Origin of the sequence: Embleya sp. NPDC005575 (assembly GCF_040605455.1) — a bacterium.
Classification (GTDB): Bacteria; Actinomycetota; Actinomycetes; order Streptomycetales; family Streptomycetaceae; genus Embleya.
In genome coordinates this window covers 1-9,956 of the sequence record NZ_JBEXCV010000235.1, presented here as the reverse complement: position 1 = coordinate 9,956, position 9,956 = coordinate 1, and the positions used below count along the sequence as shown (strand labels likewise).

The window sequence follows — 9,956 nt, the reverse complement described above, 5'->3', positions numbered from 1 at the left end:
GGGTGGGTGGTTCTCGGGGTCCTCAAGCGCCGGACGGGCTGGATTGGTTGGGTGGGTGGCTTTCGGGGGTCCTCAAGCGCCGGACGGGCTGGATTTCGGGAGCCGGATGGGGGTGTTACCAGGGCAGGGGGTGGGTGTCTCGGAAGAAGCCGCCGGTGGGGCCGGTGTCGGGGAGAGTGGCTGCCCAGGTGATGCCGGCGGCGCCTGCTTCCACCGGGCGCCCGCCGGGGCCGCCCATGTCGGTGGCCACCCAGCCGGGGCAGATCGCGTTGACCAGGATCCGGTCGGGGCGCAGCTCGGCCGCGAGCATGCGGGTGAGCGCGTTGAGGCCGACCTTGGAGATCGTGTACGCGGGCGTACCGCCGCCCATGTTGGTCAGCGACGCGGCCTCGCTGCTCACGTTGACGATGCGCGGATGGGCCGAGCGGCGCAGCAGCGGCAGGAACGCCTGCACCGTGCGCCACGGTCCGTACAGGTTGGTCTCGCTCGCCTCGACCACCACGGCCAGGTCGGCGTCGGTCGCGCGCTGCCACGTGTCGTAGGTGATCGCGGCGTTGTTGACCAGCGTGTCCAGGCCACCGAAGCGACGCTCGACCTCGGCGGCGGCGTGCCGGACGCCGGCGACGTCGGTCACGTCCAGGTGCACCGGATGGGCGTCCAGACCCGCCGCGCGCAGGTCACGGGCGGCGGACTCGGCCGCCTCGGGCGCACGGGCGCCGAGCAGCACGGTATGCCCGAGCAGGCCCAACCGGCGGGCCACCTCGAGCCCGATGCCGCGATTGGCGCCGGTGACCAGCGAGATCGGGGTGGCCCGGTGGCTCGGGTCGGCAGCCGTGGACTCGGTGGTGGACTGGGCGGTGGTGGACTGGGCGGTCACGGGCTCGGTGACGCGGGCCATCGGGTCAGCGCCGCCCGTCGAGACGGTCGAACGTGTCGCCGAACACCCACGGGCTGGTCGCGGCGATGAAGTCGGTCGGGAACCCGGCCGTGTGGTCGGTTGCCGCCGCCAGTCGGCGGAGCGCGTCCTCGGGGAGCACCACGTCCACCGCGCCGAGGTTGTCGCGCAGTTGCTCGACCGTGCGGGCGCCGACGATCGGGTGCACGGCACGCGAGTGTGCCCGGGTCCAGGCGATGGCCACCCGCGACGGGGTCACACCGAGTTCGTCGGCCACCTCCTGCACCACACGGGCCGCGGCGTGGTCACGCTCGCCGAGCGATTCGGGCGAGATCCGGGTGCCGGCCTCGGCGCCGCCGGGACGGGTGAACTTTCCGGACAGCAGACCGCTCGCAAGCGGTCCCCAGGCGGCCACCGTGAGACCGAAGTCCTCGGCCATCGGCAGCAGTTCACGCTCGATGTCGCGATTCAGCAGGTTGTACGGGACCTGGAGCCCGGCGAAGGGCGTCCAACCCCGCCACTCGGCGAGGGTGTTGGCCCGGCTGACCACCCACGCTGGGGTGTCCGAGATGCCGATGTAGAGGATCTTCCCGGCCCGGACCGCGTCGTCGAGCGCGCGCATGGTCTCCTCGATCGGCGTATGCCGGTCCCACAGGTGCACCCAGTAGACGTCGATGTAGTCGGTGCGCAGTCGACGCAGGCTGGTCTCCAGCGACAGGGTCAGGTTCTTGCGGTGGTTGCCGGCCGCGTTCGGGTCGGCGGGGTCGCGGGTGACGGTGTATTTGGTGGCGAGCACGAATCGGTCCCGGCGGCCGTCGAGTACTTCACCGACGATCCGCTCGCTTTCGCCGTCGCGGTAGTTGATCGCGGTGTCCACGACGTTGCCGCCGGCGTCCGCGTACACGTCGACCATTCGGCGGCTCTCGTCGAGCCCCGCGCCGACGGTGCCCTCGCCGCCGAAGGTCATCGCGCCCAGGAACAGCTCGGAGACGCGCAGGCCGGTGTTGCCGAACAGGCGGTATCGCATATGACTTCCTCTTCTTTTCCGGGATGCGGCCATCGTCGGGTGAACGACCGCGCCGGGTCCAAGACCGGTTGTGATAACCAAAGGCTATGGACACGCACCTGCGAGACCTTCGGTACTTCGTGGCGACCGCCGAAGAGCTCAACTTCACCCGCGCCGCGGAGCGATTGTTCGTGTCGCAGCCCGCGCTGAGCAAACAGATACGCCAATTGGAGGAGGGGCTTCGGACCCGCCTGTTCGACCGGGACCGGCGGGCCGTCACGCTTACCGCCGCCGGCGCGGCGTTGTTGCCGGCGGCACGCGAGGTGATCCGCTGCTGGGACGAGGCGCAGCGCGCGGTGGGCGACGCGGTCGCGGCCGAGGCCGCGTCGTTGCGGGTGGGGCTGTCCACGAGTGTGGGTCGCGGGTTGTTGCAGCGGGCGCGGGAGGGGTACGCGGTGCGGCGGCCCGACGGGCGCCTGCAGATTCGGCAGATCGACTGGGACGACGCGACGGCGGGGCTGGCCGAGGGGCGCGTGGACGTCGCGTTGGTGTGGTTGCCGCTGCCGAACCAGGACGCGTTCGCGACGCGGGTGGTGGCGACCGAGCCGAGGTGCGTGGTGGTGCGCGAGGACCATGCGCTCGCGGGGCGCTCGGAGGTCGCGTTCGCGGAGCTCCTGGACGAGCCGTTCCTGGCGCTGCCTCCTACCGCGGGGCCGCTGCGGGACTACTGGTTGGCGATCGATCATCGGGATGGCCGGCCGGTGCGGGTGGGGGCGACGGTGTCGAACGCGGACGAGACCTTCGCGGCGGGGAGGAGGGCAGTGGCATCGTGCTGATCGCGGCCGGGAACGCGGCGATCTATCAGCGGCCCGGGACGGTGGCGATCCCGGTGAGCGGGTTGAGCCCGAGCGAACTGGCGCTTGCCTGGCGGCTGGACGACCATCGAGGGACGGTCCGCGACTTCGTCGAGACACTTTAGCCGTGTGGTCGGCGGGGGCTTTTGTCCTCGAACGCCGGACGGGCCGGCCGTGTCGGTCGGTCCGAGTGGGCGTTGTTCAGGGTCGGTTCGTGTCCTCGTACAGCCGGTAAAGTCGCCGAGTCGCATCGGTGTGGTCGCGGTCGATGACCGCCGCCCATGCCCGGGACAGCAGGTCGCGGGCCTGTCGGCCGGGCCACGGGTTCGGGAGCAACTCCGGTGGCAGCAGCGGGTCGGGCTCCATCGCGCGACCGAACTCGACGGTCAACTCCACCCCGATCGTGAGCAGTTCGACGTCGTCGAAGGCATCCGTCGATTCCAGCCGGGCCAGCCGGGTCCGGGTGATCTCGATCAGCTTGTGGTAGCGCTCGGCCAGTTCGGCCAGCGGCCACAGGTGGGCGGCCAGCGCCGGCGGCCGCTCCAGCGCGCCGATCCGCAGGTCCCGGCTGGTGAGCAGGGTGACCGCGTCGGATACGCCCAGGCGGTACGCCTCGGCCGAGATCAGCTCGGTCCATTCGTTCGCGGATACGTACAGCCCGCCGTGCAGCGGCGCGCCGCCCAGGCGCAGGATCGCGTCGCGCAGCGCGTCACGCGCGGATCGCGCGGACTCCGGGATCGCGAACGCGACCAACCGCCAAGCGCCGTCCCACGGTTCCAGGCCGCGGTCCTGGCGAAACGCGTAACGGACGAACTCGACGTTGGGTTCGAGGGTGCGCAACGTGGCCTCGGACGCGCTCAGCACCGCCTTGCGACCACGTCCTCGGTGGGTGAACCGGCCCTCGGCGACCAGGCGCTTGATGCACAGCCGCACCTGCTGGTCGGTCATCCCGAGCACGCCCGCGACGGTGTACAGCTCACCGGTGTCGACGCTGCCGTCCGGCCGCACCAGTGCGTGTACGAGGGTGCGGGTCGGGATCTCGACCGGGTCGAATCCTGGCGTTCCTGGCATGGCCCGAGCATACGAGCGCGGTGCCGGGCCCACCGCGCTCACCCGCGCGTGCCGGTCGACCGGGGGCCGATCCGACGGATCATCGTGGTCACGGCTCCGAAGCCCATGAGTCCGCGCAGATAGGGCGTGTGCTCGGTTCGGGTCGCGACGAAGCCGTGTCGTTCGTAGAGCGCGCGGGCGCGCGGGTTGACGTCGATCACGTCGAGCCGGATTTGCCGGCAGGCGAGCTCCGGGGCCAGCGCGGCGACCTCGTCGAGCAGCCGGCCGCCGATGCCCAGGCCGCGCCGGCTCGGGTCGACGGCGATCCCGTCCATCACCAACTCGGTCGGCTTGGGCCGGCGTTCGAGCAGGGCCAGGATGGCGACTCGGTGCAGGCCGCCGACGCGGCCGTACGCGCGCAGCACATCGCCGGCGGAGCCGCCGGTGAAGCCGCGTCCGCCGTGGGTGTAGCCGGCCACGCCCACCAATACGCCGTCCTGGATCGCGGCGATCGCGCGGTCCGCGTTCAGGTGCTCGGCGATGAACGCGATGCCGGCCTCGGGCGGGCCCAGCGCGGCGCCCAGCTTGCGGCCGAACGCCTCCCAGTACAGCTCGGCCGCCCGGCGGCGCATGTCCGGCGGCAGTCCGCGTCGCAGGTGCGGCGCACCGGGGCGCGGGTGATCCGCACCGCTTCGCGCGTTCGGCTCGCTCGCCTGGTCCATCGCTGCCTCCGGGGGTCGTGCGGGTCGGCTTGGGCGTCTCGGGCCGGGCGGCGTCGACGCGGGTGGATACGCGTCGTCGGGTCCGGCCCGGGTCGATCATGCCGGGCTCGGTGGAAGCAGCATAGTCGAAACGTTCGTTTGACAGACGAGCGTTGTGCTCACGATAGTTTTGCCATGCCGGAATGCGGCACGAAGTACGTGGAGCCGCGCGAAGGAGTCCAAGACATGAAGCTCGGATCGACCATGCGCCGCCATCGCGGGCTCACCATCGGCGGCGCGATCGTCGCGCTGCTGCTCCTGGTCGGCCTGGGTGCGACGGTGTACGCGGACTACGCGAACACGTACGACCTCAACGAGGAGCGGATCGCCTTCCAGGACGGGGCGCAGCGGCTGGACGGCGTGCTGGCCAAGCCCACGCACGGACGCGGTCCGTACGGGCTGGTGGTCCTGGTGCACGGCGACGGCGCGAAGAACGCCACCAACGACGGCTTCTACCGGCCGCAGATGGAGGCATATGCCAGGGCCGGCTACGCGACGCTCTCCTGGAACAAGCCGGGAGTGGACGGCACCCCCGGGAACTGGCTCGACCAGAGCATGGACGACCGCGTCCGGGAGACCGAGGCGGCGATCGCCTGGAGTCGCTCCCGGCCGGACGTCGACCACGCGCGAGTGGGGTTGTGGGGGGCCAGTCAGGCGGGCTGGGTGCTGCCGAGGGTGGCCGCACGCACCCCGGACGTGCGGTTCGTGATCGCCGTCTCGCCCGCGATCAACTGGCTGCGCCAGGGCCGCTACAACCTGCTGGCCGAGCTGCGCGCGGACCACGCGTCCGCGGCACGGATCGACGACGAGGTCCGGCGCAGCGACCGGACCCGGCAGTTGATCGAGCAGGGTGCGACTTACGAGCAGTACCGCGCGGCGCTGGGCGACGCGGCGGACATGCCGGCGGATCGGTGGGTGTTCGCCCGCAAGAACTTCGCCGAGGACGCGAGCGCGGATCTGGCTCGGGTGCGCGTGCCGGTGTTGTTGATGCTGGCCGGGCACGATGTGAACGTGGACGTCGCGGAGACCGAGGCGGAATATCGCCGACTGCTCGGCGGACGGGCCGAGTTGACGGTGCGTCGCTATCCGGGCGCGGCGCACTCGATGGTCGAGAAGGACATCGAGGATTCACAGCTCGACACCTACTTCACGGCGATCTTCGCACCGCGCGATCTGTTCGCCGCCGGCTACCTCGGCGACCAGCGCCGCTTCCTGGCCGAGCGCTGAGCGCCTCGCCCGATCGGCGTCACACCGCGACCGGGATCGCGGCCAAGGCCGCCGCCACGTCCGCCAGGTGCGGATCGGCGGCGGCCTTGGCCAGTGCGGTGGTCAGTGCCTCCGCGTAGGTGGCACCGGCCTCGGTCAGGCGAGTGCGTCCCTCGTCGGTGATCACGCTGTACACCCCTCGGCGGTCCTTGGGGCACAGGTCGCGTCGGGTGAGGCCGTCGGTTTCCAGGCGGACCGCGAGCCGGCTGACCGAACTCTGGTTGAGGCCGATCGAGTCGGCGAGTTCCTGCATGCGCAACTCGCCGTCGGGGGCGACCGCGAGCCGGGAGAGCGCGCGATACTCGGACAGCCCTATCCCGTGCCGCCGTTGCAGCGTCCTGCCGAGGTCGTGCTCGACGCGCGCGTGCAGCACGACGACCTGCTCCCAGAGCTTGGCGTCCATGGCACCGTCCCCTTTCGCGGTTCGGTCGAGTGGCCCTTCCGGTCGAGCTCCCGTCGGCCGCCGGGTGGCGGGGGCGGGAGACCGCTGTTGACAGCAGATTACATGCAGTGCCAGATTATGCATGCACAAGCAATCAATGTATGTGCATGCACTTTCTTGGAATCCGGGAGCAACCATGACCATCTCCACCGCCACCGGTGCCGCCGCCGCGATCGCGCGCATCGAGCGGGTCGCCACCACGCCGGACTGGTACGAGCCCTACAAGATTTCGCAGGCCATCCGGGCCGGCGGCCTGATCTTCGTGTCCGGGCAGGCCGGCTTCGGCGAGGACGGGCGCACCGTCGAGGGCGGCTTCGCGGAGCAGGGCCGGCAGGCCTTCCGCAACGTGGAACGGGTGCTCGCCGAGGCGGGAGCGACCCTCGCCGACGTGGTCAAGGTCGGCATCTTCGTCCGGAACATGGCCGAGAACCTGGACGACGTGATCGTGCTGCGCGAGGAGTTCCTGTCCCGGCCGTACCCGGCCGACACCCTCCTGGAGGTCTCCTCGCTCGCCCGGCCGGACTGGCTGATCGAGGTCGAGGTCACCGCACTCGACCGCTGAACCGCGATGTCCCGCAACCGACGTCACCGCACTCGACCGCTGCAATTTGCGATGTCCTGCGCACCAGAGCACACGAACGAACGGAAGCCGCGTCGACCACCACTACGAATCCGTTGCCGACCCCGCACGGCACGGCGTGCTGGACCTGCCCAACCGGATCGCGATGGCCCCGATGACCCGGGGCCGAGCGGACGACACGACCGGCGTGCCGGAGCGAACACGCCGCGGCCCACCACGCCCAGCGGGCCGGTGCCGGCCTGCTGATCACCGAGGGGGTCTCGATCCACCCGCTCGGCAAGGCAGGCCCGGGAATCCCGGGCCTGTGGACCGACGAACAGGTCGCCCGTTGGCGGGAGATCACCACCGCCGTGCACGACGCGGGCGGCGTCGGGAGGTCAGGCCGCCGCGCTGAGCGGGCTGCGGGTGCCGGCGAGCACCGCGCGCAGCGCGTCCGGGGTCAGCAGGCCCACGGCCCGGCCGGCCTCGTCGGTCACGGCCCACACTCGCATGCCCCGGGCGCGCATGGTGGCCAGCGCCTCGATGGCGGGCATCTCCGGGCGGGCGAACGGGCCTCGATCGTGCGTGATGTTCCCGATCGGCGTGCGCGCGGTGTACCACGAGCGGGTTTGGTACGGCGCGAGCTGCGCCCGGCGCACGATGCCGAGGCAGCGGCCGTCCTCGGCGTGCAGGATCACGTGGTCGACGTCCGCCGCGTGGATGATGTCGATGGCCTTGTCGACCATGGTGTTCGTGTCGATCCGCAGCTCGGCCGGTCGCATGGCCTGGGCGACGGTGGTCGGGCCGGCCTGGCCGGCGGTGCGATGGTGGGGGATGGCGGTCATCGAGGGCACCTGGTTTCCAGTCGTCCGGATCCGGGGGTTGGGCCCGGTCGCCGGTGGTTCGGGGCATGGGGGGCCGCAGCCGGGGGAACCGGCTGCGGGTCGGACCGTGCGCGCACCGACTTCGGACGACACGCCCCGGGGGGCGGCGGGAGTTCGGCGCCGAAGCCGCTCGGCCGGCGGGTGCCGGTGAGCGGACCGGCGGATGCCGGTGGGCTGAGAGTTCGACGCGGGCGTGGCGGCCCACGGCGGACGGTGGCGCAAGTGGCGCTGTGCGCTCGGTCGGTGGGCGAACGGCGGTCCCCGGGCAGCCCGGCGATCCATCCTGGGACCCGGCCGACCCGGCCGATCGTCCTCGCCCACCGAGGACGGCGTCGGCGCGGAAACCGACGTACGAAGTGTCTTCGGTAGGGCCACCTTACCGTCTTTCCGACGCACCGCCGACCCGGTGTCGGGACGATTGCGTCGGAATCAGCTTTATTCGCCGCCGAGTTGCGCCTTCGAGCACCCTCGGCCGGCGGGTCACCCACCAGGCTGTGCCCAGGCGCCGCAAGGCTGTTGCCGCCGCGGACTACCAGGTGTAGATCGGTTTGCCGTTACGGTCCTTGGCCTCGGTGTAGACCTTCATGCAGGCGCCCTCATCCGAAGCGTTCAGGGCGGAGGAGCCGCTGGGGAGTTGGCCGGCCGGCAGAGCCGGCGGCGTGGACGGGGGTGCCGTGGTGGTGCCGCCCTTGCTGCCCTTGAAGGTCGGGCCGGTACCCCAGTCGGTGCCGATCTGCACCGTCACGTGGGTCGCGTTCGCTTGCGGGGACAGCGCGGTGGCGGGCAGCCCGAGTGCGTCGGCGACGGCCTGGGCCTGCTCCTGGTCCTTGGCCGGGAAGATCACCGTGCTGGTCTGCCGCTTGACCCCGGCCGGACCCTTGGCGGCATTGGTGAAGCCCTGCGCGACCAGCCCTTCGGTGACCGCGCCGGCCTGGGTGCTTCCGGTCGCGCCGACGACGGTGATCCGGATCGCGGCCTTTTTCACGTTCGACGCGGGTGGCGGCGGCGATTGCGGCGTGGTGGGTGCGGTTGTCTCGGTACCGGGCTGCGGCCCGTTCTTGTCGAAGGCGACATCCGAGCGCACCATCTTGAACAGCGTCTCGGCGGACGCGGCCGGGACCAGGTGTTCTTCCGGCGCCTGCGGATCCGCGTCGTGCGGCATCGTGGTCATGGTGATCCGGTTGGTGTTCACCTTGTTCAGCGTGGTCGCCAGCGAGGTCAGCTTCTGCAGACCGTTGAGTCCGTCGTCGACGGTCAGCGACTTGGTCGCCGCGTCGGCGACGTTGAACAGCTTGATCGGGTTGGTGATCGTGCTGTTCGATTTGAGCGTGCGCACCATCGAGTTGAGGTACATGTGCTGCGCGTGGGTGCGTCCGACGTCGCTGCCGTCCTCGAAGGCGTGGCGCGTGCGCAGCCACTTGAGCGCGTCCTCGCCCTGGATGGTGTGCTTGCCGGCGGTCAGCTTGAGATGCGAACCCACCAGGTGTCGCTCGCCGTTGACGTAGTCGACCTGCTCGTCCTGGATGTTCGACTGCACGCACACCTCGACGCCGCCGACCGCGTCGGCCATCGACACCACGCCGGAGAAGGTCACCATCATGAAGTGATCGATGTACAGCTTGGTGAGCAACTGCCAGGTACCGACCACACATCCGGGTCCGCCGCGCCCGAGGCTCTCGTTGATGGTGGTGTTGATCGGTGCGAACTTCTGCTTCGTCTTCGGGTCGGTGCAGGTCGGGATCTGCACCCGCGTGTCGCGCGGAATGCTGATCACCGACGCGTTGCTGCGGTCCGCCGACACATGCAGCAACATCTGTACGTCCGCCCGCGGCGCGCCGCCGTCACAGGCACCGCCCAGCTTGCAGTCGGTCGGATCGTTGCGGCCGTCCGAGCCGATCATCAAGATGTTCATCGGCGTGCGGCCGAACTCGTCGGGTGCCACCTTGGGCACCTCGACGTCGCTGGTGTTGAGCTTGCTGTGCTTTATGTTCGCGTTGAGCTTCTCCCAGATCACATAGCCGGTGATCCCGAGCGCGACCAGCACCACCGACATCACCAGCGCGGTGATCTTGAGCTTGCGGAAACGACGCGGCTTGCCGTGCCCGGTGGGCTTGGCCCGGCGCGCCGCCCGGCCTCCCGATTCGCCGTCGGCTCGACGAGCGCGGGGTACGACGGGGGTGTCGGCGCCGGTGGATTCGGGGCCGGGGTCGGTCCCGGCGGCGGTCGCAGCCGCGTCGGA

The 9,956-nt window shown here is 70.9% G+C and carries 11 protein-coding genes and 1 pseudogene; 5 read left to right on the top strand and 7 right to left on the bottom strand.

Translation table 11 applies throughout. From position 1 onward, the window contains the following. Nucleotides 1-115: 115 nt before the first annotated feature. On the bottom strand, nt 116-898 hold the full coding sequence (locus ABZS54_RS40190; RefSeq protein ID WP_355547511.1) for an SDR family oxidoreductase: 783 nt from the start codon (nt 896-898) through the stop codon (nt 116-118). Nucleotides 899-902: 4 nt separating this feature from the next. Next, nucleotides 903-1,922 carry an aldo/keto reductase gene (locus tag ABZS54_RS40185; RefSeq protein WP_355547508.1) on the bottom strand — a complete coding sequence of 340 codons (1,020 nt, stop codon included), beginning with the start codon at nt 1,920-1,922 and terminating at the stop codon, nt 903-905. 86 nt (nt 1,923-2,008) lie between these two features. On the opposite strand from ABZS54_RS40185, the gene ABZS54_RS40180 reads away from it, so the two are divergent. Together ABZS54_RS40180 and ABZS54_RS40175 are read left to right on the top strand one after the other, a co-directional pair. Continuing rightward, the gene (locus tag ABZS54_RS40180) at nt 2,009-2,737 is read left to right on the top strand and encodes a LysR substrate-binding domain-containing protein (protein WP_355547505.1); all 729 of its coding nucleotides are present in this window, start codon (nt 2,009-2,011) and stop codon (nt 2,735-2,737) included. Further along, entirely contained in the window at nt 2,731-2,880 is a 150-nt protein-coding gene (locus ABZS54_RS40175) for a hypothetical protein (RefSeq protein WP_355547502.1), read from the top strand. The genes ABZS54_RS40180 and ABZS54_RS40175 overlap by 7 nt, the downstream gene beginning before the upstream one ends. Before the next feature lie 76 nt (nt 2,881-2,956). Here the strand turns inward: ABZS54_RS40175 and ABZS54_RS40170 are convergent, their stop codons facing one another. Then, on the bottom strand, nt 2,957-3,826 hold the full coding sequence (locus tag ABZS54_RS40170) for a PaaX family transcriptional regulator C-terminal domain-containing protein (RefSeq protein ID WP_355547499.1): 870 nt from the start codon (nt 3,824-3,826) through the stop codon (nt 2,957-2,959). Nucleotides 3,827-3,864: 38 nt separating this feature from the next. Further along, complete coding sequence (locus ABZS54_RS40165) at nt 3,865-4,527, bottom strand: GNAT family N-acetyltransferase (protein ID WP_355547496.1); 663 nt, start codon at nt 4,525-4,527, stop codon at nt 3,865-3,867. A gap of 225 nt (nt 4,528-4,752) precedes the next feature. Between ABZS54_RS40165 and ABZS54_RS40160 the strand changes: the two genes are divergently transcribed. Continuing rightward, nucleotides 4,753-5,793, top strand: coding sequence for an alpha/beta hydrolase (locus ABZS54_RS40160; RefSeq protein ID WP_355547493.1), 1,041 nt, complete (start codon nt 4,753-4,755; stop codon nt 5,791-5,793). A gap of 19 nt (nt 5,794-5,812) precedes the next feature. On the opposite strand, the gene ABZS54_RS40155 is transcribed toward ABZS54_RS40160, so the two are convergent. Further along, a complete protein-coding gene (locus ABZS54_RS40155; RefSeq protein ID WP_355547490.1) occupies nt 5,813-6,235 on the bottom strand; it encodes a MarR family transcriptional regulator in 423 nt (140 codons plus the stop codon). A 175-nt stretch (nt 6,236-6,410) separates the two neighbouring features. Here ABZS54_RS40155 and ABZS54_RS40150 point away from each other — a divergent pair, with 175 nt between their 5' ends. Then, entirely contained in the window at nt 6,411-6,836 is a 426-nt protein-coding gene (locus ABZS54_RS40150; RefSeq protein ID WP_355547487.1) for a RidA family protein, read from the top strand. 227 nt (nt 6,837-7,063) lie between these two features. Beyond that, nucleotides 7,064-7,210: pseudogene (locus ABZS54_RS40145) on the top strand (alkene reductase); the annotation flags it as partial. 21 nt (nt 7,211-7,231) lie between these two features. Here the strand turns inward: ABZS54_RS40145 and ABZS54_RS40140 are convergent. Together ABZS54_RS40140 and ABZS54_RS40135 are read right to left on the bottom strand one after the other, a co-directional pair. Then, nucleotides 7,232-7,678, bottom strand: coding sequence for a CBS domain-containing protein (locus ABZS54_RS40140; protein WP_355547484.1), 447 nt, complete (start codon nt 7,676-7,678; stop codon nt 7,232-7,234). Nucleotides 7,679-8,246: 568 nt separating this feature from the next. Then, nucleotides 8,247-9,956: LCP family protein (locus ABZS54_RS40135; RefSeq protein WP_355547481.1), on the bottom strand; the 1,710-nt coding region annotated here is incomplete at its 5' end.

Coding starts and splice junctions, on each gene's coding strand:
- ABZS54_RS40190 (WP_355547511.1), bottom strand. CDS start 898: ATGGCCCGCGTCACCGAGCCCGTGACCGCCCAGTCCACCACCGCCCAG.
- ABZS54_RS40185 (WP_355547508.1), bottom strand. CDS start 1,922: ATGCGATACCGCCTGTTCGGCAACACCGGCCTGCGCGTCTCCGAGCTG.
- ABZS54_RS40180 (WP_355547505.1), top strand. CDS start 2,009: ATGGACACGCACCTGCGAGACCTTCGGTACTTCGTGGCGACCGCCGAA.
- ABZS54_RS40170 (WP_355547499.1), bottom strand. CDS start 3,826: ATGCCAGGAACGCCAGGATTCGACCCGGTCGAGATCCCGACCCGCACC.
- ABZS54_RS40165 (WP_355547496.1), bottom strand. CDS start 4,527: ATGGACCAGGCGAGCGAGCCGAACGCGCGAAGCGGTGCGGATCACCCG.
- ABZS54_RS40160 (WP_355547493.1), top strand. CDS start 4,753: ATGAAGCTCGGATCGACCATGCGCCGCCATCGCGGGCTCACCATCGGC.
- ABZS54_RS40155 (WP_355547490.1), bottom strand. CDS start 6,235: ATGGACGCCAAGCTCTGGGAGCAGGTCGTCGTGCTGCACGCGCGCGTC.
- ABZS54_RS40150 (WP_355547487.1), top strand. CDS start 6,411: ATGACCATCTCCACCGCCACCGGTGCCGCCGCCGCGATCGCGCGCATC.
- ABZS54_RS40140 (WP_355547484.1), bottom strand. CDS start 7,678: ATGACCGCCATCCCCCACCATCGCACCGCCGGCCAGGCCGGCCCGACC.